At 66.5% G+C, this 26,416-nt stretch carries 21 protein-coding genes, 3 tRNA genes and 1 pseudogene; 10 read left to right on the top strand and 15 right to left on the bottom strand.

Annotation, left to right across the window (positions count from 1 at the left end; translation table 11 throughout):
• From E3O48_RS14810 to E3O48_RS14825, 4 genes are read left to right on the top strand one after another with little or no spacing between them, the layout of a single operon-like run.
• Positions 1-684 carry a NeuD/PglB/VioB family sugar acetyltransferase gene (locus E3O48_RS14810; RefSeq protein WP_134539936.1) on the top strand — a complete coding sequence of 228 codons (684 nt, stop codon included), beginning with the start codon at positions 1-3 and terminating at the stop codon, positions 682-684.
• 23 nt (positions 685-707) lie between these two features.
• Positions 708-1,934: a glycosyltransferase family 4 protein gene (locus E3O48_RS14815; protein WP_166788714.1), complete on the top strand. Its 1,227-nt coding sequence runs from the start codon at positions 708-710 to the stop codon at positions 1,932-1,934.
• Positions 1,931-3,079 (top strand): DegT/DnrJ/EryC1/StrS aminotransferase family protein, encoded by a 1,149-nt coding sequence (locus tag E3O48_RS14820; protein WP_134539940.1) that lies wholly within the window; start codon positions 1,931-1,933, stop codon positions 3,077-3,079. The genes E3O48_RS14815 and E3O48_RS14820 overlap by 4 nt, the downstream gene beginning before the upstream one ends.
• 3 nt (positions 3,080-3,082) lie before the next feature.
• Complete coding sequence (locus E3O48_RS14825) at positions 3,083-4,600, top strand: oligosaccharide flippase family protein (RefSeq protein WP_134539942.1); 1,518 nt, start codon at positions 3,083-3,085, stop codon at positions 4,598-4,600.
• Here E3O48_RS14825 and E3O48_RS14830 read toward each other — a convergent pair.
• Positions 4,578-5,717 (bottom strand): O-antigen ligase, encoded by a 1,140-nt coding sequence (locus E3O48_RS14830; protein WP_166788715.1) that lies wholly within the window; start codon positions 5,715-5,717, stop codon positions 4,578-4,580. The genes E3O48_RS14825 and E3O48_RS14830 overlap by 23 nt on opposite strands.
• 253 nt (positions 5,718-5,970) lie before the next feature.
• A complete protein-coding gene (locus E3O48_RS14835; RefSeq protein WP_134539946.1) occupies positions 5,971-6,930 on the bottom strand; it encodes a hypothetical protein in 960 nt (319 codons plus the stop codon).
• A gap of 91 nt (positions 6,931-7,021) precedes the next feature.
• On the opposite strand from E3O48_RS14835, the gene E3O48_RS14840 reads away from it, so the two are divergent.
• Complete coding sequence (locus tag E3O48_RS14840; RefSeq protein WP_134539948.1) at positions 7,022-7,717, top strand: hypothetical protein; 696 nt, start codon at positions 7,022-7,024, stop codon at positions 7,715-7,717.
• Here E3O48_RS14840 and E3O48_RS14845 read toward each other — a convergent pair.
• The gene (locus E3O48_RS14845; protein ID WP_166788716.1) at positions 7,691-8,836 is read right to left on the bottom strand and encodes a glycosyltransferase; all 1,146 of its coding nucleotides are present in this window, start codon (positions 8,834-8,836) and stop codon (positions 7,691-7,693) included. The genes E3O48_RS14840 and E3O48_RS14845 overlap by 27 nt on opposite strands.
• 80 nt (positions 8,837-8,916) lie before the next feature.
• Positions 8,917-9,747 carry a glycosyltransferase gene (locus E3O48_RS14850; RefSeq protein WP_166788717.1) on the bottom strand — a complete coding sequence of 277 codons (831 nt, stop codon included), beginning with the start codon at positions 9,745-9,747 and terminating at the stop codon, positions 8,917-8,919.
• 150 nt (positions 9,748-9,897) lie between these two features.
• Here E3O48_RS14850 and E3O48_RS14855 point away from each other — a divergent pair, with 150 nt between their 5' ends.
• Complete coding sequence (locus E3O48_RS14855; protein WP_134539999.1) at positions 9,898-10,845, top strand: glycosyltransferase family 2 protein; 948 nt, start codon at positions 9,898-9,900, stop codon at positions 10,843-10,845.
• On the opposite strand, the gene E3O48_RS14860 is transcribed toward E3O48_RS14855, so the two are convergent.
• Both E3O48_RS14860 and E3O48_RS14865 read right to left on the bottom strand, forming a co-directional pair.
• Entirely contained in the window at positions 10,838-11,935 is a 1,098-nt protein-coding gene (locus E3O48_RS14860) for a glycosyltransferase family 4 protein (RefSeq protein WP_134539952.1), read from the bottom strand. The two genes, E3O48_RS14855 and E3O48_RS14860, sit on opposite strands and share 8 nt — an antisense overlap.
• A gap of 135 nt (positions 11,936-12,070) precedes the next feature.
• Complete coding sequence (locus tag E3O48_RS14865) at positions 12,071-13,675, bottom strand: DUF4082 domain-containing protein (RefSeq protein ID WP_134539954.1); 1,605 nt, start codon at positions 13,673-13,675, stop codon at positions 12,071-12,073.
• 373 nt (positions 13,676-14,048) lie between these two features.
• On the opposite strand from E3O48_RS14865, the gene wecB reads away from it, so the two are divergent.
• Positions 14,049-15,248, top strand: a complete 1,200-nt coding sequence (gene wecB, locus E3O48_RS14870; protein ID WP_370250150.1) for a non-hydrolyzing UDP-N-acetylglucosamine 2-epimerase — start codon at positions 14,049-14,051, stop codon at positions 15,246-15,248.
• A gap of 66 nt (positions 15,249-15,314) precedes the next feature.
• Here the strand turns inward: wecB and wecC are convergent, their stop codons facing one another.
• Genes wecC through E3O48_RS14885 form a run of 3 tightly spaced genes read right to left on the bottom strand, consistent with a single transcriptional unit; the run spans position 15,315 to position 18,669 of the window.
• On the bottom strand, positions 15,315-16,571 hold the full coding sequence (gene wecC, locus E3O48_RS14875) for a UDP-N-acetyl-D-mannosamine dehydrogenase (RefSeq protein ID WP_134539956.1): 1,257 nt from the start codon (positions 16,569-16,571) through the stop codon (positions 15,315-15,317).
• A complete protein-coding gene (locus E3O48_RS14880; RefSeq protein ID WP_198413080.1) occupies positions 16,571-17,434 on the bottom strand; it encodes a WecB/TagA/CpsF family glycosyltransferase in 864 nt (287 codons plus the stop codon). The genes wecC and E3O48_RS14880 overlap by 1 nt, the downstream gene beginning before the upstream one ends.
• A complete protein-coding gene (locus E3O48_RS14885; RefSeq protein WP_134539958.1) occupies positions 17,431-18,669 on the bottom strand; it encodes a hypothetical protein in 1,239 nt (412 codons plus the stop codon). Before E3O48_RS14885 ends, E3O48_RS14880 begins: the two co-directional genes overlap by 4 nt.
• Positions 18,670-19,044: 375 nt before the next feature.
• Here E3O48_RS14885 and lhgO point away from each other — a divergent pair, with 375 nt between their 5' ends.
• Complete coding sequence (gene lhgO, locus E3O48_RS14890; protein WP_134539960.1) at positions 19,045-20,238, top strand: L-2-hydroxyglutarate oxidase; 1,194 nt, start codon at positions 19,045-19,047, stop codon at positions 20,236-20,238.
• Positions 20,239-20,288: 50 nt separating this feature from the next.
• On the opposite strand, the gene E3O48_RS14895 is transcribed toward lhgO, so the two are convergent.
• The 6 genes from E3O48_RS14895 to E3O48_RS14920 form a co-directional block, all read right to left on the bottom strand.
• Positions 20,289-20,966, bottom strand: coding sequence for a hypothetical protein (locus tag E3O48_RS14895; protein WP_134539962.1), 678 nt, complete (start codon positions 20,964-20,966; stop codon positions 20,289-20,291).
• 2 nt (positions 20,967-20,968) lie between these two features.
• The gene (locus tag E3O48_RS14900) at positions 20,969-21,571 is read right to left on the bottom strand and encodes an acyltransferase (protein ID WP_134539964.1); all 603 of its coding nucleotides are present in this window, start codon (positions 21,569-21,571) and stop codon (positions 20,969-20,971) included.
• 50 nt (positions 21,572-21,621) lie between these two features.
• Positions 21,622-23,169: a sugar transferase gene (locus E3O48_RS14905; protein ID WP_134539966.1), complete on the bottom strand. Its 1,548-nt coding sequence runs from the start codon at positions 23,167-23,169 to the stop codon at positions 21,622-21,624.
• Positions 23,170-23,544: 375 nt separating this feature from the next.
• Positions 23,545-23,617, bottom strand: a tRNA-Phe gene (locus E3O48_RS14910).
• Positions 23,618-23,687: 70 nt separating this feature from the next.
• Positions 23,688-23,761: transfer RNA gene (locus E3O48_RS14915), tRNA-Asp, on the bottom strand.
• Between the two features lie 88 nt (positions 23,762-23,849).
• A tRNA-Glu gene (locus tag E3O48_RS14920) sits at positions 23,850-23,922 on the bottom strand.
• A gap of 278 nt (positions 23,923-24,200) precedes the next feature.
• Here E3O48_RS14920 and E3O48_RS14925 point away from each other — a divergent pair.
• Both E3O48_RS14925 and E3O48_RS14930 read left to right on the top strand, forming a co-directional pair.
• The gene (locus tag E3O48_RS14925; protein ID WP_134539968.1) at positions 24,201-25,592 is read left to right on the top strand and encodes a M23 family metallopeptidase; all 1,392 of its coding nucleotides are present in this window, start codon (positions 24,201-24,203) and stop codon (positions 25,590-25,592) included.
• Positions 25,585-26,416: pseudogene (locus tag E3O48_RS14930) on the top strand (NlpC/P60 family protein); the annotation flags it as partial. The gene E3O48_RS14925 and the pseudogene E3O48_RS14930, both read left to right, overlap by 8 nt.

The raw sequence follows: 26,416 nt of genomic DNA on the forward strand, positions 1-26,416 counted from the left end.
ATGAAGGACCTTCTGCTGCTGGCGGCGAGCGGTCTGGCGCGTGAAATATTGGCCGACCTCGGAGACGCGTACCGGCCTGTCGGCATCCTGGACGATGATTCCACCCGCCACGGGGGACGGTTGGCCGGCATCCCCATCCTCGGCGGGATCGACCGCGCGGTGCTGCACGGAGCGGATCTGCTGGTGTGCGTCGGCTCCGGTCAGGGGCGTCGGAGGCTGGTCGAGCGCCTCGCCGGGCTGGGGGTCGGTGACGACCGGTATGCCACCTTCGTCTCGTCCGCCGCTCACGTTCCGACCGGCAATCGTGTCGGCGTGGGAAGCATCGTGCTGGCCGGCGTCGTCCTGACCGCCAACGTCAGCGTAGGGCGCCATGTCGTCGTCATGCCAAATGTCACGCTCACGCACGACAACGTGGTCGACGACTTTGTCACCATCGCCGCGGGAGTATCCCTAGGGGGGGCCGTCGTGCTCCGCGAGGCAAGCTACATCGGAATGAACGCGTCCGTCCGGCAGGGCGTCGAAGTCGGCCGGGGGGCCACGGTCGGTATGGGCGCGGTCGTTCTCCAGAACGTCCCGGCCGGTGAAACCTGGCTCAACGTGCCGGCTCGACCAATATCCCGCCGGCCCACGCCGGACAGCCCGGTCGATTCGCCCAGGGCTGTCGGATCTGGGGCGTGGTCATGAGGATAGTGATCTATCCGCATTCGATGGAATTCGGAGGTAGCCAGCGCAACGCGATCGACATCGCGACCGCGTTGCGCGAGCGCGGCCATGAGCTGACGGTTTTCTGTCCACCAGGCCCGCTCGTGGAGTTGGTCACCGAGCGCGGACTGCGCTACGAGCTTGCGCCGTTGCCTCGGATCCGCCCGTCGTTCGCCGTGATGAAGCGGCTGTGTGCCGTCGTCGAGGCGGCGGACGCCGACGTCGTGCATGGATTCGAGTGGCCGACGGCTCTGGAAGCCCTCTTCGGGCCCGACCGGAAGCTGGGCGTGCCGGCCGTGTGCACAGTGATGTCGATGTCGGTGGCGCCATTCCTGCCGAGTTGGCTGCCGCTCACCGTCGGCACGGAGAGGATCCTGCGGACGGAACGCGCCCACCGGGCCGATGTCATCCTGCTCGAGCCGCCGGTGGATACCGAGCATGATCGGCCGGTAGACCAGATTGCCGCGAAGCGTCGACTGGGGATCGCCCCCGAGACCCTGGTCGTCTCCCTGGTCACCAGGCTGGCCAAGGAGCTCAAGCGGGAAGGCATCCTCACTGCCATCGAGGCGGCCGGTGCGCTCGCCCGTGAGTTCCCGGTCACGCTCGTGATCGCCGGGGACGGGCCGATCCGTGCGGAGGTCGAGGCCGCCGCGCTCCGCGCCAACACGGCAGCGGGAACACAGGCCGTGCTGCTCACGGGTACCCTCGTCGATCCGCGCCCGGTCTACGACGCGGCCGACATTGCGCTTGGGATGGGGGGCTCAGCGCTCAGGTCGATGGCCTTCACGAAACCCCTCATCGTCCAGGGCGAACAGGGATTCTGGCGGGTACTCGAGCCCGATTCGCTGAGCGGCTTCACCGAGAACGGCTGGTTCGGCATCGGCGCCCCCGGCGAGGAGCGCGATGGTGCCGCGAGGCTCGGCCGGCTGCTCCGCCCCCTGCTCGAAGACGCAGACCACCGGGCTGAACTGGGGTCGTTTTCGCGCGCCACGGTCGAGTCCCGCTACGGGCTCCCGGCCGCAGCCGAACTCCTGGAGGATTTCTATCTTCGAGCGGTAGCACGCAGCAAGGCCAGTCCCCGTGCGCCATCCCGGCTGTTGGCGCCCTATCTGTCAGTGACCGGCTACGAAATGCGGCGCAAGGTCAGGCGCCGGCTCGGCGGGGTCGTGAGCGACGACTTCAACTCCCTGGCATCCATTCAGCTTCAATCAGAAAGGAGCGTCTCCCGATGACGAATTCTGTCCTCACCAGTGCAGTTCCGGTGGAAACGCTGACGGCCCCTGTACCGTTCATCGATCTCGTCGCGCAACAGGGGGAGATCCTTGACGAAATCAGCACCGCGATCGTCGACACTCTCAGGCGCGCGACCTTCATCGGAGGCAAGCATGTCGACGCCTTCGAGGCCGAATTCGCGGCCTACTGCGCGGTGACCCACTGCATCGGTGTCGGGAACGGGACGGATGCGCTCGAGCTCGCGCTCCGGGCGCTCGACATCGTCGATGGACGTGAAGTCCTGGTGCCCGTGAACTCGTTCATCGCATCGGCGGAGGCGGTGCTTCGTGCGGGAGCCACGGTCAGATTTTCCGACGTCGATGACGATTCCCTCCTCCTCGACCGGGCCACGGTGGAGCGCGCGATCACGGATGAGACCGCGGCCGTCATGGCCGTCCACCTGTATGGGCAGACTGCACCGGTCGACCAGATCCTGCCGGTAGCGGGCAGGCACGGTGCCGTCGTGATCGAGGATGCCGCCCAGTCGCAGGGCGCGACTCGATACGGAAGGCCCGCAGGCTCTCTGTCCCGCATTGCGGGCACGAGCTTCTATCCGGGCAAGAACCTGGGCGCCGCCGGCGACGGTGGTGCGGTGTTGACCAGCGATGACCATCTCGCCGCCCGGGTGCGACGCATCGCAAGTCATGGCAGCACCGAGAAGTACGTGCACGACGAGTTCGGGTTCAATTCCCGGCTGGATTCGATCCAAGCGATTGTCCTTCGGTCCAAGCTGGCGAGGCTTGACGCCTGGAACGAGGCTCGTCGGGTGGCTGCACGACGGTATGACGAGCTGCTGGCCGACGTCGACGGAGTGCGAACGCCGGTCACCCTCGCGGGGAACGTGCACAACTGGCATATCTACTCCGTCCGGGTCGAGGACCGCGACCGCATCCTCGCCGGACTCCATGCGGAAGGAATCGGCGCGGCGCTGCACTACCCGACCCCGATTCACCTGACCGGCGCCTTCCGGCACCTCGGATTGGCCAGGGGCGATTTCCCCGTGGCCGAGCGGGCGGCTGCGCAGCTCCTCTCGCTGCCGATGTTCCCCCACCTGACCGAGGCCCAGCAGATCCGGGTCGTCGACGTGCTGAAGCGTCTGGTCTGAGTCGTGGAGGACCCCGCTGACGACCGCCCGGGCGAGACCGCCGGCTTCCTTGAGCGGAAAGTGCGAAATGGGCTGCGCTGGAGCCTGGTGAACACCCTGGTCGGACGCCTGGGCTCCTTCCTGACCGGCATCGTCATCGCGCGCATCGTTGCGCCAGAGGACTTCGGCATCTACGCGGTCGCCTTGGTCGCCTTGAACCTCCTGCTGAGCATGAACGAGCTCGGCGTCAGCGTTGCCCTCGTCCGGCACCCAGGCTCGGTTGCGGCCCTCGCCCCGACAGTGACGACCGTGGCAATCGGCATGAGTGCGGTCCTGTTCGCCGCGAGTTGGTTCGCGGCGGCACCGTTCTCCGACGCCATGGGCGTTCCGGAGGCAACCGGTGTCGTGCGCCTGATGAGCGCGGCCGTGCTGATCGACGGCCTGGCGGCGGTGCCGGTCGCCCTGTTGACCCGGGCCTTCATGCAGGGGCGCCGAACCCAGATCGACCTGATCGCGTTCGCGGTGGGAACACCGGCGACGATCCTGCTGGCGATGGCGGGTTATGGCGCCTGGAGTCTGGCCTGGGGTGTGGTGATCGGCAATCTGGTCACGGCGGTCCTCTCGCTCGTCTACGCTCCGACTCGGTATGCGCCGGGCTTCGACCGCAAGGCCGCACTCGGACTGCTGAAATTCGGCCTGCCGCTGGCCGGCGCAAGCCTCCTGCTGCTGGCATTGCTCAACGTCGACTTCGTAGTGGTGGGTCGGATACTGGGCAAGGCCGACCTTGGCCTGTATCTGCTCGCCTTCAATCTCAGCACGTGGCCGATGACGCTTGTGTCGACGGCCGCGCGGCGGGTCACGACTGCAATGTTCGCGCAGCTCAGCGAGCGCGGCGATGGCCGGGAAGGCTTCCGTGATTCACTGTTCCTGGTGATGTCCCTCGGCATGCTGTTGGGTACGCTCCTCGCGGCCTATGCGTCAGGGATCGTCACTTTCCTCTACGGTGACCGTTGGGCGGCCGCGGCGCTGGCGGTTCCGGCCCTGGCGATGCTCAGCATCGGGCGGATGTTGGTCGAATTGACCTACGACTACCTGGTCGCGGTGGGACGGACAATGGGCAATGCCTGGTTGCACGCGCTCTGGTTGGTGGCACTCGTGCCGACCCTGGTCGTGGGAGCGACAATGTTCGGCATCCGCGGGGTCTCCTGGGGCCACGCGGCCATTGTCGCGCTCGTCGTCGTACCGGGAGTCGGCATCCTGCTCCACCGGGCGGGAATCCCCGTCTGGCGATTGCTGGCCGATTTCGTCCTCCCTGCCGCGGGTTCCGCGGGGGTCCTGTTATCCGCCTGGTTCATCACGAGCGTCATCCCATCCGGATTCCTGATGCTCGCCGTCGGGGGTCTCGCCGGGCTGGCGGTCTATGCCCTGATCGTCGGCCCCAGGTTCGTCCGCATACTGAGGCGTCTCCTCGACCTCGGGGAGCCCAGGGCTGGAAAGCGGAAGCGGATTCCGGCCTGGCTTACAGGGGCGTCGTCATCGTGAGGGATGTCCCCGGTCGAGCCTGAAGTTTCACAGCGTTCGACAGCGCGCCGATCATTCCAACACTGAGAAACATCAGGCCGGAAGCCTGAGGAAACCCGAAAGCGTCGAATGTCGCGAAACTGCAGGCACCGGCGGCTGCCATGGCCACGAGAGCCTGGGCCAGGCTCCGAGCTTTCGGGTCGGAGGCCAACCGGCGAGCGCGAAACCCGGTGACGATCGCCACCGAGAAGACGGCCAGGAGCGCCACGGTCCCGACCACGCCCACTTCGATCAAGAGGCCGAGGTACTGGTTGTCGAGAATGCGATACTGCGGCAGGAATGTGGAGAAGCCACGCCCGAAGAGGGGTGACCGCTGGATGAAATCGAAGGCGAGCGCATAACTGTCCGTGCGGGAGCGCGCACTGCTGTCTTCAGAGATTCCGGTGAACAACTTGGTCAGAGTGCCGATCATCCCCGGAATGGCGACATAGATCACGACCAGGAGCGCTGCGATGGTGAGGTAGGAAATCCGCCGCCGGCCGGCCGGCCAGGTCGGCAAGAGAATGACCAGGGCAACGACCACGCCGACGATTGCAGACCGAGAAATGGTGATGGGCACCGCAAACGCGATCACGGCCACGGGAAACCAGCGAACGATGCGATTCCGGTGGAGGTCGGACAAGGCGAAGTGCAGGGCGACCGGCAGGATCATTGACAGGATGACCCCGAACTCAATCGGGTGGGTTGACGTTCCGGCGGCCCTGGTGAAACCCTCCCGGTTGTAAATGCTGGTGAGATCGTTGTTGGCACTGAGACCAGGAAGCTGGATCACGTCGACGAGTGGATTGCCGGTGCCGAACTGGACGATGCCGATCACCGCAACAACCGCACCGGTCATCACCAGCAGTCGAAGTGTCGACTCGATCCGGTCGACACCGGGGAGCCCGTCTCCCGACAAGAGGACCAGGCCCAGCCATGAGGCGATGAGGAGCAGGCCACGGTCCGCGCCATTCAGCTCCAGGCTCTCGATCGGTCGCACGGTTGCGACGACATAGCTGACGAGGATGAAGATGAAGAAGATCAGCATGGCGCTGCGGATGGGTTGCCTGGGGGTGAGCGTCGAGTAGGTGCGGTTCATCTGGGCGCCGATCCAGAGGAGGAGTCCGAGGAGGCCGACGATGACGGCCGGCGTGCCGATGGAGCCCAGGGCGGAGATGGTCAGGTTGGCCGGGACGAACATCAGCGCAAGAATGTACGTCGAGACAAGCCACTTCGCCTCGATGAAGAACGCGGGCGGAGACGTACCGCGTTCAGGCACGAGCCCTGGGGACAGGATTCCGCCGGGCTGTCCGCTGGGACGCTCCGTCGGATCTTCTCGGATCACGTCGAGGTCACGTGTTTTCGCTCACCAGCGTCGACGGTATCGGCTGGGTGTCCGCGCCCGGCCCGCCGGGGGTGTCGTCCGGGCCCAGTGCGGCAAGAACTATGTAGTCGGCATCGGCACCCGTCGGGTCCGGCTCGTCACGAGTCGGATGGCGCGGACCCGGATCGTCGAGATCGGTGGAATCCTCAAGGGAAGCGTACTCGGGGACCTTCGCGCCCCCCTCGACAGAATCGTGCTCAGCGACGATCGTGCCGGCGTCGACTGAATCGTCCTCAGGGACGGTCGTTCCGACGTCGGCTGGATCGGGCGTCGCCGCACTCGTTCGTCGAGACCGGCGGGTGGTCCGGGGGGTCGCTCGTTGTTTCCTGATGGCTCGGCGGCGGACGAGCGCGTCCACCGAAATGGCCAGCAGCAGGGTGAACACGAGTCCGACAGCGATCACCACGATCAGGGTGCGCGCGAGGGCGGAGTAATTGGGTTCGGCGACCGTGTTGTTCGTGATGACCATCAACCGGATTTCGGATTTGGGCAGCGCTTTGGCGGAGACCTGAAGGTCGGCCATTCTCGTGTCGGCGAGGGTGAGTATGGCGTTCAGCGTTCGAAACGCTCCGCTTGCCGAGGTGTCTGACACGGCCACCTCGAGCACGGAACCGGACACGCTGGCGTCCTTTTCCACTGTGTACTTCGCTTTCGACCCGGTGGGCACGACGGTGTCCGTCGTTTCCGAGTCGGTGAGGGACTTGGCGAGGACCCCGGCCGCGACGTCGAGTCCACCCAGGTTGAGGAATGGATTGCTACCCTCTTCGAGGGTGCTCGTCGGGGGAAGGAGCAGTACCGATGATTTGACGTCGTAGGTCAGCGGGATGAATCGGAGTGTCAGGTAGGCCAAACCGGTGACGACGAGCAATCCGGCCAGGACGACGTACCAGCGGCGACCCATAGCACGGATGAGTTCGGAAAGCTTCACCGGCGCACCTCCCATGAATCACCTGAATGTACGCTTGAGTATAGGATACGCAGTCATCCTGTGTTCGTGGGACGCTGGGAGATTGGTGCGAATGACTGTCTGGGACCTGATAGCGAACGCCGGCCGACGTTGGGTACTGACTCTGTGCGGAGCCCTCCTGATGGGACTTGGCGTGTTGTGGGTGGTCAACGTTCCGCCGCTCTACTTCGCGCAGGTGCGAGTGGTCCTCCTGCCCCCGGCTGCCGCGCAGCCGAACGCCTACGGCTACACATCGGAATCGCTGATCGACTTGGCTGGAGTGGTCGCCAGGGAGTTGCGGCCGCCGACTCAGGACGCGCAATCCGTATCGGGTGACGTCACTCTGGTCGGTGAAGGAATCCGGACGGGGTTCTCGGTCACACAGCAGAATTCCGGTGGGCAATGGCAGTACCGATTCGATGAGCCGGTGGTCGAGGTGCAGGCCGTCGGCGCGACCCCGTCGGAGGTGAGGGCCCAGATCAGCACGGCACTTCGCCAGGTGGAGTCAACCCTGGCCGAAATCCAGGACGAGCAAGGCGTCATTGCGGCGAATCGTGTGCGGATCACTCTAAATCCGCTGCAGCCTCAACTCATCGAGGAGAAGGGGAGCCGTGTTCGCGCGATCGGATCGATTGTCCTGACCGGTCTGGTGAGCACGCTGGCGGTGGTCGGCGGGCTCGGCGTCGGACGCGGTGGGTCTTCGCGCCGACGGTCGAAGCGTTCCGGTGCTCGTGGGGACGCATCAGCCGTCGGAGTGTCGAGCGCTTAGGTCGTCGGTTGGGACCGGGTGCCCGTTCGAGAAGAGCGCGACGAAGTCCCTGGCGCGGGCATCCCAGTTCTGGCTTGCGGCGTAGTGCCTGCGGCGCTGCGCCAGCGCGGGGTCGGGCGGGCGGCCGAGAACCTCAAGCGTGCGCTCGGCGAACGCCTCCGGTGTGGAGCAGACGTGGACGAGATCCTGTGGGATTCTCCTCACGCTGGGGAGATCGCTCACCACGGCAGGTTTTCCCGCTGAGAGGTACTCGAGGGTCTTCAGCGGATCGCTGCCGCGATTGAAGTCGCTGTCGGTGTAGGGAGTCAACCCGACCGCGATCCGGGCCATGAAGGCCGGCAGCCGGTTGAAGGGCTGAGGCCCGACCCACTGCACGTTGGGATGAGCGAGCAGCGCCTCCATCTTCTCGATGTTGAACGTAGTCTGGCGAGGGCCGATCAAGAGCAATGACGCACCCGTCTCGGCTATCATCTCGAGCGCGTCGAGATCGATCCGCTCCGAGAGATGTCCGATGAAGCCGGCAATCGGGTCGGGGAGGGTCACCTCGCCCGCGGGCAGTGCAGACTCCACCGCGGCGAAGTGGTCGGTGTCGCAGCCATTGGGGATGACGACGACCGAGCGTGCGTCCGGAGCCCACCGGGCCGCTAACTGGTCCGACACGGCGACGACGACGTCCGCGCGCCGGAGCTGGGCGGCCTCGCGCTTACGGAGCCACGTCGATGACAATCCCATCAGGCCGCCGCCGGTGATCCAATCGTCGGTGCCGTACATGACCTGTAACCCGGGACAGGAGCCGAAGACGTCGTCAAGGGACGCGACCACCAGCGCCCGGACGTTCCCGCCGAGTCGACGCACGGCGCGGGCGATGGCGCGCCGGGTTGCCCAGGCTGCGATGATCCGCAGACCGGGCCGGCTGATGCCCGGAACGGTCAGCGGAGTGAGCCGGGCAAGGTTGTCCCCGACCATCCGGAGCCGTGGGCCGCTGGTCGACGAGCGAAGCGCCGGCTTCTTCAGCGGAGTGAGGACGGAAATCGCGGGGTCGACGTAAAGCACGGGAACGAGCCGGGAGAGGTGGATGGCCAGATGCTTCTCCGACAGTCGGGTATCATCCCAGGACACACCAGCCACGATCACCACGAGGCCGTCCCACGCCTGGTTTCCGAATCTGTCGGACGGCTGTGGGGCCCGGTTGCGCGCACTCATGCGATCCTGCTCGTTTCGTCCCTCATCCAGACGCCGTTGCCCGTCGCGCCGAAGCGCACCCTCATCCGGACCAGAACAGTCGTGAAGAGAAAGAGGGGGAGCCGGAGTGCCATTGCCGGGTCGGCGGCCACGATCCGCAGCAGGTCCATCGGGCGAGTCGACGCCGAGGGAGAGACGCGTCCGGTCTTGCCCAGTTCCTGGACTCCCTGCACCACCCGGATGCGTCGTTTGAGCAGTGACCGCCAGGTCCGGGCCGGCCAGACCGACACCGTCGAGTCGACCGCGATTGTGCGCTCCCGCGCGTTGAACTCCTCGGAGTAGGCCAGATCGTCGGAGATGAAGCTGGGCAATGCCGACACGCGTTGATAGCCGGCCTGGGACAGCACGATGATCCCTCGGCCGAAGAGTCCGGAACGCACCTGGGGCAGGCGCTCCCAGATGTCGTAGTACCAGCGCGCCGCCAGTGAGACCTGGTCCCTGACCAGGTTGCGTTCCGGCGCCGCGGCGAGGTACCCATCCAGCGTGACGAGGCGGGCCAGGGCGCGAAGCCCGGAGGGGTCGAGACAAACGTCGGCGTCGACGAAGGCCACAGGGAAATCCCGGACCATCGCGCCGCCGGCAGCCAGCGCAGCGGCCTTGGACGGCACGGGCAGTTCGACGACCTCGACGTCCGGTCCGTGGCTCCTGGCCTCGGCCACGCTTCCGTCGGTACATCCGTTGCAGACGACGACTACCCTGAATTCGCCCTGGTCCGCGCCGGTGAGCAATCGCGGCAGAAGGCGCGCGAGCCCGAGTTCCTCATTGTGGGCCGGTACCACAACGGTCATCAGTGGTCGCTTGTGTGGCATCATGGGACCCTCCTGAGAGTTCGGGATCAGGTTACTCGAAGCGTAGTCTGACCTGCGGGTTTTTCGCTGGCGTGGGAATTGGGTGCGGCAAGGCGACCTTACGCCTGGCGCGCGGAGGGGGCAGTGGAGATGTCGCTCGGATTTGAGCCCCGTGTCGGTGTCATTATCGTCACCTGGAACAGCGCAGCAGTGCTGGCGGGTGTGCTGGGGTCGATTCGCCGATCGGAGCTCTCAGGCTCGGTCAAGGTGATCGTGGTCGACAACGCGTCCTCCGACGCGTCGACCGACCTCGTCCGCGCGGTGATGCCCGAAGCCGAGATCGTGCAGATGGGACGCAACGCCGGCTACGCGGCAGGAGCGAACGCGGGAATCGACAGGGCCGATGATTGCGACGCGGTTCTCTTGCTCAATCCTGACATTCGGCTCGAGCCGACCACCATCGAGGCGCTGCTCCGGGAAATGCGGTCGACCAGGGCAGGGATCGTCGTTCCGCGTTTGGTGGACGAATCGGGAGCGCTTCGCTCGTCTCTCCGACGCGAGCCCACGGCGCTCAGGGCATGGGGAGAAGCTTTGCTCGGCGGAGACAGGGCCGGACGGTTTCCGCGCCTGGGCGAAGTCGAAATCCGGGAGCGTGCCTATCGTTCCGCCGGCACGGCGGACTGGGCGACCGGCGCGGCCATGCTCATTTCCCGGGACTGTATCGAGCGCGTCGGCCGGTGGGATGAGACGTACTTCCTCTACTCGGAGGAAACCGATTTCGCACTTCGTGCCCGCGATGCGGGTCTTGCCCTCCGCTATGTTCCGACGGCCGTTGCCGTGCATTTCGAGGGCGAGTCCCACGATTCGCCTGCGCTCTTCGCCCTACTGGCGCGCAACCGGGTGAAGCTCTTCCGCTCACGTCACGGAGTCGCGCACACGGCTGCGTTCTGGATGGGAGTATTCGTCGGCGAAGTGCTCCGCGCTCGACGCCCGACCCGACGCGCCGCGGCGTGGGCGCTACTGGGCCGCACAAAAGGGATGGCCCAGCCGAGCCGAGCCGATGATCGGGGACTCGGGACTGGGGACTCGGTCACCTAGTCAGCAGTCCGGCTAGTCTGTCTGCCAGCCGGGCCGAACTGAACTCGGTGGACGCTGCCTGAGAGGCAGCAGCGCCCATTCGTGCGGCATTCGCGGAGTCGAGCGAGTACAGGATGCCCCGGGCCAGGTCATCGACGCTGCCAAGCTGGGTGAGAAGTCCCCATTCCCCGTGCCTGACATAGTCCTCGGCGCCGGGCGTCCTGGTGAGGACGACGGGACGGCCGGTGGCCATTGCCTCCAGAACGGCCGTCATCCCAGAAACGTGCAGATTCTGGCGCGTCGCGATCGCGAGCACGGTGGTCGCGGCGTATTCCTCCCGCAGCTCGGCGTGCGTCATGCGGGGCAAGCGTTCCACACCGAGCGGGACGGCAAGGTCGCCGGAGTATTGAACGCGCAGTCTGGCGTCCGGGCGAGCACGGTGGACCACTTCGAGGGCTGCAAGCAGGGTCCGGGCATCCCGGTCCACGTCGTTCCCGATTGACAGCACCGAAGGCCGCGCGGGGAGGGGCCGTGGGGTGAAAAAGTCCGTGTCCACTCCGAACTTGAGAAACTCGACCCGGGTTCTCCGCCCGCCCAACGCTGCGCGCAGGGGTGCCAGTTGAGCTCGGCTGAGACACCAGATCAGGTCCATCGGTCTGAGCATCCTCAGCATGACGCGGGCCCGGGTGCGCTCGCCCACCCGCCCGGACAACTGGTCGGTTGCCCAGATCACTCCGCACCCGAACCTGGCGCCTGAACCGCGCGCCAACAGGCGCAGGGCGGCATGCTCGTCCCAGGCGATCAACCAATCCGGTGTCGGTGTGCGGGTGGGCCGCCCGAAAAGGAGCGGAACAGCCTGTCCCGTGGGCAGAGGTTGGAGCGGCGTCGTCGCTAACTCGATTTCGGGCGATATGAGCCTGTCGAGCCCGTAGGGCACGGCATCAGGTCGCTGCCCGGCCGCGTGGGATCGACGCCACTCGTCAAGGTCCGTTTCCGATCGGAAGCCAAACTCGACCTGCATCAGCGCCACCGTTTCCAGAACTGCTCGATTCACCCAGTGATAGGTCGAAGCTATCGTGATGCCGGGTTGCCGGCCAGCGCCGAGATTCACTGCGACGCTGGCCGGACGCCATGCGCGAGGACCTCCGGCAATCGTGCGTGCGTTGTGCGCGCGAGATTGCGGAGGCCCTCGGGTGTTCGAACCACTGCCGCGAAATCGCGGTGGTGATCGACTCGTGCTGCGGTGCTACTTCCCCAGGGTCGAACCCGCGGTCTTTCCGTCGGCGGTGAAGACGTTCCCCGTCCAGGTCGCTGTGCCGACCTGGCCGATGTACGCCGACGGACCGTAGTAGCCGACCTTTGCGGAGAACTTGGTCCAGAACCAGTTGTCCTTGTAGGTGATCCCCGATCCACCGCCCCACATGGAGTAGTTGCCGCCGGCCAGCAGGTTGTGCTCGACGACAACCTTGGGAGCGACGTCGGGGAAGCCCATGGCGGCGGTCATGCCGCTGCTGCCGCCGGAGACCCAGAGTTCCACCGTGTTGTCCTTGATCAGCGCAGGGGCGAGCGTGTCATCGCCCGCCTGTCCTGGGTAGTGGAGACCGTCGTAGTGAACCCCTCCGTCGCGGAAGACGAAGTCGTGCACCCAGTTGCCGACGACGTTCGCGTTGTCGCCGTAGATGCTCACACCGTCGCCGGCAATGTTGTAGACGTTGTTGCGGCTGAAGTCCACGTACTGCCCGACAAGCTTGATGCCGTTGATCGGGTCCTGTGACCAGTTGGTGGCGGAGGATCCACGGATGGTGTTGTCGAGGATCTTCACCCGGTCGCCGTTGACGTGCACGGCTGCCTGGTCCCAGGAGACATCAGTGGGGCCTTCGATGATGTTGCCCTGGATGGTCACATCACTTGCTTCAATGCGCAAGCCGGCGGGAATGATCTGGTTCTTGATGACCGTGCCGGCGGTGGTGATCGTGAGGGGGCCGGTGTACTTCTGAGTCGGGTTGAAGCCCGCTGCGACCGGGCCGGTATTGCTCATACCCGCGAAGGAGGTGCTGGTGGTTTGGGTGGGTGTGGGAGCCGGGGCCGGTGCCGGGGCCGGAGCGGGTGCCGGAGCGGGTGCCGGGGCCGGAGCCGGTGCGGGTGCGGGTGCGGGTGCCGGGGCCGGGGCCGGGGCCGGGGGCGTCGCAGGTGCCGGCCTCGGGGTTGAACCCGCGGTCGGGACGAACAGGGGGTCTACCCAGTAACCCGACGAGTGCCAGGTCTTGGTCGGGAAGGCGCTGGACGTGCCGTAGGCGTACTTACCGCTGTTCGTCGAGGCGACGGAGAGCAGCTTCGACGAAACCGGCGGAGCCGTCTGGTCGACAGTGGTTGTATAACGGCCTCGCGGTGCGAGGTAGGAGGCCACATAGTGCTGACCGGCGGCGAGGGCAACGGGCTTGGCGAACAGCACCGTCTGCCATCCGCTGGCTGTCTCGGACGTGAATTTCGCAGTGGCGAGACGGGTCCCTCCGCTGGTCCACAGGTTCCCGACGTGAGCACCGGCGTTTTCCGCGGTCTTCCAGAACCGCACGCCGATGACCGTGCCGGTCACCGACGGCGAGAAGTCGGTGCCAAGCTCGACGCTGGAGGTGTCGCTGTCGATGGCGCCGCCCCGAGGGGCAGAAGTGCCCCAGAGGGTTTCGGAACTGGCGGCGAGTTCTGCGGACGTCGTGGTGGGGGCCGGCGCTGGCGTCAATGCGTTGACGGGCAGGCTGGCCCCGCCGATTGCAACGGCGATGACGGCGCCGAAGATCACGGCTGCGGTCGGAAAGCCCGAGCGTAGGCGTGCTGGCGTAGTGCGGTGTTTCATCTGAAAACTCCAAGCAGGATTGAGTCTGGACCCAGAAAAGTGTGACGTGGCACTGGTCCAAGGACAATGGCAGAAGAGCCCCCCAAATGCCCTGCCGGAGATCCCATCTTTACATCGCGCCGTTGCCAAAACCAAACCTATCCCGAAACCTGAACCATTCTCGAGACCCCACTGTGAGGGGTGTGCAACCCCCAGAACAGGGGGCGTGCGGAGTGCCAACTGAAGAATTATCGTTGTTGTGACCAGCGGATTGCCTCGCTGGCGACAGGTGAGTGATGACGCACTCCGAAGGCGGGAATCGTCTCGATCGGAGAGCCAAAAGTTTTTTCCGTGCCATCCAACAAATTGGGTGTTGTCGAGTCTGACAATCGCGGTGGGCGGGTCGGCTGTTCTCGGCCTTTGGGGGAAGGGTTGGCTGGTCAGGATGCACCGGATACTCGTTGTTTACGGCACCAGGCCGGAGGCGATCAAACTCGCTCCGGTCATCCGCGCACTGGAACTGTCCCGTCACCTTGAGCCCGTCGTTGTCGTGACCGGCCAGCACCGGTCGATGCTCGACCAGGTCAATACTCTCTTCGGTATTGTTCCGGCGCATGACCTGGACCTTATCCGGAAGCGTCCCAATCTCGCGGGCATCACGGCCGGAGTCCTCCACGGCGTGGGCAAGATCCTTGAGGAGGAGCAACCGGACCTTGTCATTGTCCAAGGCGACACGACGACCGTGTTCTCTGCGGCGTTGGCAGCGTTCTATGCCCAGATCCCCGTGGCGCACGTTGAGGCAGGGTTGCGCACCGGCGACCGCTACGATCCCTTCCCGGAGGAGATCAACCGGCGGCTGACGACCGCGCTCACCACCCTCCACCTGGCGCCGACCGATACGTCACGCGCGAATCTGGTGGCGGAAGGGATCCATTCCGACGGCATCCACGTAACCGGGAACACGGTGATTGATGCCCTGCTCGACATCACGGGGCGGCGACTCCCCCCGACCGACCCGGCCCTTGTCGGTCTGGATCCGACCCGCCGTCTCGTCCTCGTGACAAGTCATCGACGCGAGAACTGGGGGGAACCGATGGTGCGCATCTCTCATGCCATCGCACGACTTGCCCGGGCATTCCCTGACGTGGACTTCGTATTGCCGGCCCACCTCAACCCGATTGTGCGGGACTCGTTGCTGCCTGCCCTGTCGGGATTGCCCAATGTCGTGGTGACCGAGCCGCTGGACTACGTCGACATGGCGCATGCCCTGGCGTCGTCGTATCTGGTGATCACGGATAGCGGGGGTGTGCAGGAGGAGGCGCCGAGCCTCGGGAAGCCTGTGCTTGTGCTTCGCGATACGACCGAACGGCCGGAGGCGGTGACGGCGAAAACCGTTCAGCTCGTCGGCACCGACGAGAACCGCATCGTCGATTCCGCGACTCGGCTCCTCCTCGACCCCGCAGCCTACGACGCCATGGCGCGGGCGGTGAATCCCTACGGCGACGGCCGGGCGGCGGACCGGATAGTCGCCGCGATTGAGAACTTCTTCGGCGAAGGCCCGCGGCCGGAGGTTTTCTCCCCGGCCGCTCCCTGATCCATCCGATTCCTGCGGTGGCGTTCCCGAAAGGCTCCGGCGAGTCCCACGGGTCTGGTCGCAGGCCTACCGCCAGGTGCCCCGGGTATCGAAGACCACTCGGCCTTCGAGGCGCGACTTCGGAATCGACTTGAACTGGTCATGATCGACCAGGAGCACCACGATGTCGGCTTCTTCGATCGCTTCGGAGGCCGACTGCATTCGCACGTTCGGCCGGCCGTCGAGCTCGGGCGGAAGCTTCTGCGTGTACGGTTCAACCACCCGGATGTCCAGCTCCGGAGCCGCATCGGCGATTGCGACGACCACGTCCACGGCCGGGCTTTCGCGCATGTCGTCCACGTTCGCCTTGAACGTCAGCCCCAGGCAGACGACGGTGGGTTCACGGAACCGCGAGGCCTTCTCGACAACGTGCTGCGCCACGTGCAGCGGCTTGGAGTCGTTCACCTCCCGTGCCGTCCTGATCAATCGGGCCAGGTCCGGTGCGGCGCCGACGATGAACCAGGGGTCGACCGCGATGCAATGTCCGCCGACGCCGGGGCCGGGCGTGAGGATGTTCACTCGGGGATGGTGATTGGCCAGCCGGATGATCTCCCACACGTCCAGGCGCAACCGTTCGCTGATCAGTGACAGTTCGTTCGCGAACGCAATATTCACGTCGCGGTATGCGTTCTCGACCAGTTTCGCCATCTCCGCGCTCGACGCATCTGTCGTGATGATCTCGCCCTGGGTGAATACCCGGTAGAGCGACGCCGCCTTGTTGGCACACCGCGTGGAGATACCCCCGATCACCCGGTCGTTGGTGATCATCTCGATCATGATCCGGCCAGGCAGCACCCGCTCGGGGCAGTGCGCGACGAAGATGTCGGGCAGGCCGTCAGTCTCGTGCGGAAGGTGCAGATCCGGGCGCAGCTCGGCCAGCCACCGACTCACCTGCTCCGTCGTCCCCGGAGGTGAGGTGGACTCCAGCACCACGAGTTCGCCGCCTTTCAGCCGAGGCGCGATCTGCGAGACAGCGCTCTTCACATAGGAGAGATCCGCCGCTCGGTTCTCTTGAAAGGGAGTGGGTACCGCGATGATGAACGCGTCCGCCTCCGGCACGACCGTGGTGGCCGTCAGGCGGCCGATGCTGACGGCGCCGCTGACGGCGATCGCCAGGTCCGGTTCGACGAAGGGAACCCGCCCCAGGGAGACGGCGTCGACTATGGACTGGTTGACGTCAACGCCTATCACCTCGATCCCTCGAGTGGCCAGGGCCACAGCCGTCGGCAGGCCGATATAGCCGAGGCCCAGGATCGCGACCCGGCCGGAGAAGACTTCATCCATCACTGTGTCCCTTGACGTTCGCCGTGCTCTGGTGAGGAAGGCTGCTCGGGGGCCCGGTGCGTCCTCCGCGTCGCGGATACGCCGGCATAGCTGGCCGTGGGATGGATTCGCTCTCTGAGGGTGAGGGCGATGAATGCGGTGTTGGTGGACAGGTAACGGCTGAGGAGGCGTCGCGGCTCCTGGAGCAGCCGGAAGGCCCATTCGATGCCCAGGCGCTGCCATGTTCGCGGAGCTCGGCGGGTGACCCCGGCCAGGATGTCGAAGGAACCGCCGACGCCGTGCAGGAGCGGAACGTTGAGAGTGTCGCCGAAGCTGGCCAGGAAGATCTCCTTCTTCGGGGATGTCATTCCGAGGAAGAGCATGTCCGCGTTGCTCGCGGCGATCGCCTCGGCTACCTCACTCGATTGCTCGGCGCTGAAGTAGCCGTCGCGGCTGCCGGCAACACGCAGGTCGGGAAACCGTGCGCCGACCTGCTCCAGAAGGGCGTCGAGGACATCCGCTCGGGCACCCAGAAAATACACCGACGCGGAGTTCAGGTTCGCGGATTCGAGGAGGCGTTCGAAGAGGTCGATTCCGGCGACGCGTTCCGGGAGCGGACGACCGAGGATCCGACTTGCCCACACGATCGACTGCCCGTCGGCGAGAAGGACGTCCGCCGCGAGCAGCGAATTCCGCAGGAGCTCGTCCTTGCGCATCTTGACGACCTTTGCGGCATTGACGACCCCGATGAGCAGGCGACGGCGTTCCTGGACGGCGAGGTGTGCACGCTCGAGCACCTCTGCCATGGTCATCGCGTCGATCTCGAGCCCGAAGAGCGATTGCCGTGAATCAAAGTCGCCCTGGCGGCTGCCGACCGTTGTCATGATGTCTCCTCCGTGTGACGGGTGTCGCCGAAATGCCATGCGTACAGAAGCCAGCCGAGCTCGTACGGGCGGCATTCGTGGTCGATCTTGTCCGGTGGCAGGATCGAGTCCAGGCCGCGCAGGTGCCAGCCGGCACGCAACGCGGTGGTCAGGGCGCCGATCTTGCGGGCGGCCTTCGCCGGTTCCCGCCGACCGACCTTGCGCCAGACCTGAGCGTGGCGGTCGGAGATGAGTTCGTCGAGCACCTCGGGGTGTGTGTCGAGCCAGTCAAGGCCCAGGACGATCTCGTCGGTGTGGTCGTCGCCGCCGGCCTCGACCAGGTCGAAGAGGGCCATCGGGGCCATGCCGTGCTGGTGGACGCTGTAGACCGGGTAACGCTCCACGACCGAGCCGTCCCGCGTGTCATAGTGCCACCACCATTGGCCTGCATCGCCTTGGAGCGCGCAAATCCTCTGTGCGGTTCGGTTCGCACCGGCGAGTGCCTCGTCGTCGCCCGTCAGGGCCGCGAACCGGGCCAGGGACTGAATCGAATAGATCTGGTCGGCGAAACTGCCGACGTGTGCCCGCCAGCGTCCCGACGACGAGGCCGGGAGCGCATGCGGGAAGATGCCGTCCGGGCCTTGGGCCGCAAGTAGGCGGTTTCGCGACTGTTGCGCGATAGCGACGGCCGGGCCGACCATTTCGTTCGTCACTCGGAGGGAGGCCACGGCCGCTGCCAGGATCCAACTGGCCACCACCGTGTGCAGTGGGCGGTTGGAGGCGAGTTCCGCAGCGAGCCGGGAGAGGAGTGCGAGATCGGGTGACGCAGAGACCTCCGCGGATGACCACGCTGCGAGGGCGACGGCGCCGAGGTCGGTCGAGTCCCTTGCGTGATCCCGGATGGCGGACACGAGTTCGCCGGGTGTGCCGGCACCGAGGACTCCGGCCTGGGCCTGGCGGGAAAGCGTCGCAAGTCCGAGGGCCACGATCGCGGCGTACCGGAGGTTCGTGCCCTCCGGCAGAAGCTCGATCTGCCGGGCGCCGCGAACGGCGCGAACCGTTTGCGCGAACTCGACGGTACCGGGGAGGTAGGAAGCGGGCAGCCCGCGAATCGCGAGTGTGACGAGGTTGTCGACCCGCGAGTCGATCGTTGAACGCCGAGGGGCGGTGTCGAGGTTCCTGTCATCCGGTGGCGCCGGCGTGGCCCCGGTACGGCCGTAGGACGCCGGCCCACCCGCCGGGAGCGGCTCGCTCACGTTTCCACCGCGGTGTCGCTCGGGCTGCCAAGCTGTTGCTCAGACCGGCCGATGAGAGGTCGGCCGGGTCGTCGACGAAAGGATTTCGGGTTGTTCACGTTGTCATCGCCTGCATTTCGGGTTACAGGTGTTGCATCGGACGGTAGCTCCGCGGGTGACGGAGTTGTGACGGCGCGCCCCAGGGAACACCGGCGGGTTCTGAGCCTTGCTCAGCATCCGTGACCTGACTGTAGCGCGGGCGGTCTGCGGCGTTTGACCCCAGATAGGGGGTGTTTATTGGTGCCGACAGCCCGGGCGTCCCTGCCCAGCTGGTGGCATGATGGCTGTCCACAGGCGACACCCGAAGCGCCGCCAGCCAACCCGTGAGGAAGACCCATGGCACGAGCATCCGTCACCGTGATCGGCGGGGGAATCCTGGGGCTGGCGGTCGCGGAACGACTCTCGCGCAGCGGAACCGCCGTGACGCTGCTGGAGAAGGAAGCCGGCTGGGCGGCCCACCAGACCGGCCACAATTCCGGTGTCGTCCACGCCGGACCGTACTACGCGGCCGGATCGCTCAAGGCGCGACTGTGCACGGCGGGCAACCGGTCGATGGCTGAGTTCGCGCTCGAGAACGAGATCCCCTATCTGCGATGCGGGAAGCTGATCGTCGCCGTAACCCCGGAGGAAATCCCGCGTCTGGACGCCCTCCATGACAGGGCTCTGGCGAACGGGGTGGTGACGAGGGTGCTGTCGGCCGAGGAGACGCTCGACTTCGAGCCGAACGTCAGGGCCGTGAAGGCGCTCCGGGTCGAGGCCACCGGAATCATCGATTACGGCGGAGTGAGCCGCGTGCTCGCCCGGAAGGCGGCGGAGAATGGGGCCAGGCTCCTGCTCGGCGCACGCGTGGAAAGCATCCGGGTGGACGGGGGCGGGGTGAGCGTCGGCCACGCCGGCGGCAGTGTGAGGTCCGAGCTCCTCATCAATTGCGCCGGCCTGCACGCGGACCGAATCGCGGCCCTCGCCGGAGTCACCCCGGAGGTGCGCATCGTGCCCTTCCGCGGGGAGTACTACGAACTCATCCCGGAACGCCGCGCCCTGGTCAGAGGCCTCATCTATCCGGTCCCCGACCCGGCATTGCCCTTCCTCGGGGTGCACCTCACGCGGATGATCGACGGCACTGTCCACGCCGGTCCGAACGCCGTTCTGGCGCTCTCGCGGGAAGGCTACGACTGGCGCACGGTCAACCTGCGCGATTCGATCGAATCGATCACCTATCCGGGGTTCCTCCGGATGGCGAGGCGCAATATCGGGACGGGGGTGGGTGAGGTGGCCCGCTCATTCTCGCAGCGACTGTTCGCCCGCAGCCTGGCCCGACTGGTGCCCGAGATCGGGCGCGACGATATTGTGCGCGCGGGAGCGGGGGTGAGGGCGCAGGCCGTGCGCCCCGACGGCGCGCTCGCCGATGACTTCGTCATCCAGCGTGCGCCGAGGCAGGTCCATGTGCTCAACGCGCCGTCGCCGGCGGCGACGAGTTCACTCGAGATCGCCCGTCACATCGCTGCCCTCGTCCTCGACGTCGCCCACTGAGTCGCCTGTCGGAACCGGCTCGAACCGCGCCTGCCGGGCGCAGACGAGGCTCAGGTCGATGCCGAGAATGCCCCGAACACCACGTAGCGGCATCCACCGTCGATCGTTGTGGCGCTGATCGTCACCGTGTTGTTTCCCCGGGTGAACGTGAGCGCCGTGGACCCGTCGATCGCTGGTGCCGGGGTGTCGAACAGGCTGAGTTTCGCCAGGGCGGTGCGGTAGAAATCCATCACCTCGGCGACGGTGAGGGTCGTCTGCGCCGTCAGGGCGGCCTGCAGGTGGGAGCCTTCGGCCGCGACGGAGGTGGTCGCGACCGTGGAATGCGGCGCCTGGGGTAGCACCCGAGTCGGGAACCCTGCCACTATCGACCCGACCGCGCTGGAGGTGTCCGGCAGGGGCAGCGTCACCAGGTCCGCCAGGGGCTTCGAGGTCGGCAGGGTGGCCGCCACGGGGTCCGGTGCAACCGGATCGGCCTCACGCGGCTCGGCGGACTTCGTCGGTGAGGGCACGGCCGAGGAAGGGGGTGCCTGCTTCGGGGCAGGCTCGGTGCCCGGCGTTGTCGTCGCCGGGGATCGCGGACCCGATGTGGACGGGGGCGGACCGCCGTCGGCCGAACTCGACCCGGCCACCGGGGCGGTCCGTGCGCCGGACTGCTGGAGGACGAGCGCGCCGCCCGCCGCGACGAGGAGGGCGGTGACGGCGATGCCGGTGAGGAGTCTGCGGCGCATGGTCAGTTCTCCGAGACGGGGGAGAGGCGACCGTCCACCTCGCGAAACGCGGCGCCGGTGGTGGGGCATCTGTAGAGGTCCCCGTCCCGGACCAGCGGGATGCCCGCGGGCCCCACCCAGCCGACCTGACGTGCCGGGACGCCGGCCACAATGGCGTAATCGGGCACGTCCTTTGTCACGACGGCGCCGGCCGCGACCAGCGCCCACCGTCCGATCCGGATCGGTGCGATGCAGACCGCGCGGGCGCCGACGGATGCGCCGGTGCCGACCTGCACGCCGACCGCATGCCAGTCGTCGGCGCTCTTGAGCGTGCCGTCGGGATTGATGGCGCGGGGGTACTCGTCATTGGTGAAGACAACCGCCGGGCCGATGAAGACCCCGTCTTCGAGCACGGCCGGCTCATAGAGGAGCGCGTAGTTCTGCACCTTGCAGTTGGAGCCGAGGATCACGCCGGGACCGATATACGCGCCGCGGCCCAGGGTGCATCCTGAGCCGACGCGGGCATACTCCCTGACCTGGGCCAGGTGCCAGATGGTCGTGCCGTCGCCGATCGTGGCGAGCGGGTCAACGTCCGCCGTGGCGGCGATGCGACTCTCCTGAACCATCCGGGATCCCCCTACGCGTTGATCAGACATTCCACCCCACCGCCTTGCCATCAATACGCGCCGGACGGGTGGGTGAGCACTCGCAGGGTTCGCCATAGGATCATCAGATCGCCGGCCAGCGACCAGTTCTCGACATAGTAGAGATCGAGGCGCACGCTTTCGTCCCAGTCGAGATCCGACCGTCCGTTGACCTGCCACATGCCGGTGAGTCCCGGCTTGATGTAGAGGCGCCGGTGCACATGCTCTTCGTATCCATCCACCTCGGTGGGCAGCGGGGGCCGAGGACCGACCAGGCTCATCTCGCCGACGAGGACGTTCCAGAGCTGAGGCAGCTCATCGAGCGAATACTTGCGGAGGATCCGGCCTACCCGGGTCACGCGGGGATCGTTGCGGATCTTGAACAGCACCCCGGACCCCTCGTTCTTGTCGAGCAGGCCGGCGAGGTCCTTCTCCGCTGTCTGGACCATGGAACGGAATTTGAGCATCTGGAATGTCTGCTCGTTCCGCCCGCAACGTTCCTGCCGGAAGAGCGCCGGACCGGGAGTGTCGGCCTTCACGACGATCGCGATCACCGCCAGCAGGGGCGCGATCAGGAGCAGGCCGCACCCGGCGGCGACGACGTCGAGGGTTCGCTTGAGCACATGCCTCGTGCCCTCGAAGTGGGGGATCTCCACATGGATCAGCGGCAGGCCTTCGACCGGGCGGAAGTGGATGCGGGGCCCGGCGACATCCGTCAGCCGGCTGGAGAGGACAAGCTCGGCCGAGGTCCCCTCGAGGTCCCAGCCGAGGTTGCGGATGAACGTGCTGCCGCCCCGGGGCTGACCGGCCACCACGACCGCGTCGACTCCCATCGACGTCACCGCACCCGCCACATGGGCGGAGTCGGCGACCACGGGAATCCGTTTGCCCCGGGAGAGGACGCCCGTCGTGTCGCCGTCTTCGAGGGCGACCCCGACCACGTGGTAGGCGGCGCCGGATTTCTCGGCGATCTGGCGTACGACGTACTCCACGTCTTCGCGGATGCCGACCACGATGACGCGGGAGAGATAGTGCCCGAAGTGACGCTGGTGGAGGAGCCATTTCCGCCACAGCCATCGCTCCAGGGTGAGCCCGATCATGCCGAGGGGCAGGGCGAAGATGAAGAAGCTCCGGGCGATGTCGATTTGGAAGACAAGGAACGCGATGGCGAGCAGGCCGAATGCCAGGGCGCTCGCATTGACCACCTGGCGGTACTCGTTTGCTCCCACTCCGATCACCCGGGAATCGCGGGTGTGGAACGCGCCGAGCGTGATGATCCAGATCGAGACGACCATCAATGCGACGACCCAGTAGTCGACCCGGAAGGGGCCCGCCGCGACAGCGGCCGCGTCGGTGCCGAATCGCGCGACAAAGGCGACGCCCACCGCAACCACGATGATGCTGACGTCGCTGATCCTCAATTTGGACCGGTATCTCCTGGCCCAGACCTGCCCGGAGGACTGCGAATCCGCGAAGACCTCCCGCACGGGAGTGTCCACCGTGTCGATGAGCCTCAGCCGGGCGCGTTGACCGATGGCTGACAAACCGGTGGACGGCAGATGTGCTTTGGCATTGGTCATCGCGCATTCACCTCCGGCGGGAGGGCTCGCGACGAGCGACATTTCGGGTGTTGGGTGCCGACTTGGGTGGAGCCGGACATTTTTCTGGGTCGACAAATGAGTCGACACGTCAAGGACGTGATCACGGGCATTCCCTGCATTTCGGGTTACAGGTACTTCTCGGGTCGCATCGGGCGATCGGTCTAGGGAGCCAAACACCTGATACGGCAGGTAGCTGATCGATCCTCAACTACTCACAGGGCGAACATACCCCCATTCGGGGACCGAGCGCTGTAACCAGATCGGGGGGTTGCGTCGGCGGAGGAAGCCGCACGGTACTGCGCCCGGTTAACGTAAAGAAGACCACCCCAGTAGAAGCCTGGGAATGGTCTTCAGTGGCCCCGACCGGCGTCGATCCGGTGACCTTTCGATTTTCAGTCGAACGCTCTACCAACTGAGCTACAGGGCCAGAAAGAAACCTCGAGAAGTCGCTTTCCAAGGAAAAAAACCCTCTCTTTCGAAAGGGCTTGTTGCCTTTGCGACCCTGACCGGACTTGAACCGGCGACCTCCGCCGTGACAGGGCGGCGCGCTAACCAACTGCGCTACAGGGCCTCGTGATGAGACACATTCTTTATTCTATTGCGTGTTTACAGCTTGCAACGTGCACATAAGTCTTGCACATTTTTTGAACCGAACTGCGTAGCCCCAACGGGATTCGAACCCGTGTTAACGCCGTGAAAGGGCGCCGTCCTAGGCCTCTAAACGATGGGGCCGAGACGCCATAGACTTCATGGCTTCCGACGCATAAGCATACGGTCTGCACCCGGCAAATCCCAAATCGAGTCGGAAACGGCGTTTTGCGGCCCGGGTCCCGGCCTCTTCCCGGCGAGGGAGGCAGACCCGGCTCGCCCAAGAATGGCCGGGCTGCGGGCCGGTTCCCGGGTTAGATTCGGCAGAACGCTGGGCGAGTCTGCCCGAAGTTGTTATTGTGAAAAGAGTTAACACTGTGACGCATGTGTTCAACGAGCTCGATCGGGGAGTAATGAAGCGCATGGCATCCGCACGCGGCCGCACTGTCCTGAAGCGGCTGGGGGGTCTCCGGCCCTCGTTCGGCGCACGCTCTTCCGGCACAGGCACAGGCATCCGGCGGCGGTCCATCGCGGCGACCGGCTTCCTGGCGGCGCTCACCCTCTTCGTGACTCTCGCCGGCCCGGCCGGTCCGGCCCTCGCCGTCGACTACCCGACCTGGCAGGACCTCCAGAACGCCAAGTCCAACACGGCAGCGGCCGCAACCCAGGTAGCGCAGATCCAGGAGATGATCGCCAACCTCACGGTGCAGGTGGCAGAGACCCAGGCAGAATCCGAGAAGCGCGGGGCCGAACTCCAGGTCGCCCAGGACAAGCTCGACGATGCCACCCGTCGCGCCAGCGACCTGCAGGCTCAGGCGGATGCCGGCAAGGCCACCGCCGACGCCGCGACCAGGCAGGCAGGCCAGCTGGCCGCCCAGCTCTACCGCACCGGCGGCACCGACCTCAGCGTCAACCTGTTCCTCGACGGCCAGGCCGCCGGCAAGGGCGCCGATGCGCTGCTGTCCAAGCTCGGCAGCATGAGCAAGCTCGTCGAGCGCAGCTCCGACGTGTACGACCAGGCGCAGACGGCGCGCAACACCGCCCAGGCGCTCGGCGACCAGGCCAAGATCGCCCAGACCGAGCGTGAGGCGCTGCGGGTCGAGGCCGAGGCTGCCCTCGTCGCGGCCCAGGCCGCGGCCGAGGCGGCAGCGAACGCGCTGACCGAATCCCAGGCCAAGAGCGTCGAGCTCGACGCCCAGCTCAAGTTCATGCAGGACGCCCAGGCCACCACGACGGCCGGCTACGAGGCCGGGGTGGCCGAACGCGCGCGCCTCGCGGCCATCGAAGCAGAGCGCGCCCGCGCCGCGGCCGCGGCTGCGGCAGCCGCCAACCGGGGCGGCGGCGGGGGAGCGACCGGCAGTGCCGGCGCGGGTCTCGGCGGGGGTTACATCAACAACGGCTGGGCGGTTCCGGCCAGCGGGCGTATCACCGACGGCTTCGGTCCGCGCCCCGTGATCTGCGGCGGCGGCAGCTGCAGCAAGGGCTTCCACAGCGGAACCGACATCGGTGCCGGCTGCAGTGCCCCGATCTACGCGGCCAGCGACGGCACGGTCACCTACGCCGGCTCCAGCGGGAACTACGGCAACTACATTCAGATCGACAACGGTGGTGGCGTCTCGACCGGCTACGCGCACATCCGCTCGGGTGGGATCTTCGTCTCCAACGGGCAGCGCGTCTCGGCCGGCCAGAACATCGCGAGCGTCGGCAGCACCGGCGCTTCCACGGGCTGCCACCTCCACTTCGAGGTGCGCACCAACGGCACCCAGATCAATCCGCAGCCGTTCATGGCCGACAGGGGAGTGCCACTTGGCTGACGCGACCACCAGGCCGAGGTTCAATCCCGGCCGCCTCATCGCGATCGGGGCGATCGGCGCGGTCGCGGCATCCGCCGGGCTGGTCGCGCCCGCCGCGTTCGCCGAGGCAGGCTATCCCAGCTGGGACGACGTGCAGAAGGCCAAGCAGAGCGAGGCCACGAAGCAGGCCGAGATCGTGAAGATCACCGCCCTGCTCGTCGGGCTGCAGACCGCCGCGGCCGATTCGTCGAAGGCGTCCCAGATCGCGGCCGAGGCCTACCGGGTGTCCCAGGACGACCTCGAGGCCGCCACGGCTCGAGAGGCAAGCCTGACGAAGCAGGCCGAGGCCGCCAAGGCCCGCGCCGCCACCTCGAAGATGCGCGCCGGGTTGATCGCCGCGCACCTGGCCAAGGCCGGCGCCCAGGACCTGTCGCTGAACCTGTTCCTCAACGGCCGCAAGGCGGATGACCTGCTCGCGCAGCTCGGCACCGCCAGCAAGCTGGGCGAGGCGTCGGAGACCATCTATCGCCAGGCCCTGCAGGACAAGAACACCGCCGAGTCGCTCGGCGACCAGGCCGCGGCGGCGACGACCGAACGCACCAGGCTCAGCGCCGCGGCGATGGCCAGGTTCGACGAGGCCAACGCCGCCGCCCGGGCCGCCGAGGCAGCCCTCGAAGCCGAACAGAAGAAGTCGAACGACTTGTTCGAACAGCTTGCCCTGCTCAAGGACACCACCGCGGAGACCGAACGGTCCTACCAGGCCGGACAGGATGCCGCCGCCGCGGCAGCGGCCCTGGCCAGGGCCCAGGCGGCGGCTGCGGCTCGCGCCGCGGCCGACCAGGCAG

Origin of the sequence: Cryobacterium sp. HLT2-28 (genome assembly GCF_004402495.1) — a bacterium.
Classification (GTDB): domain Bacteria; phylum Actinomycetota; class Actinomycetes; order Actinomycetales; family Microbacteriaceae; genus Cryobacterium; species Cryobacterium mannosilyticum.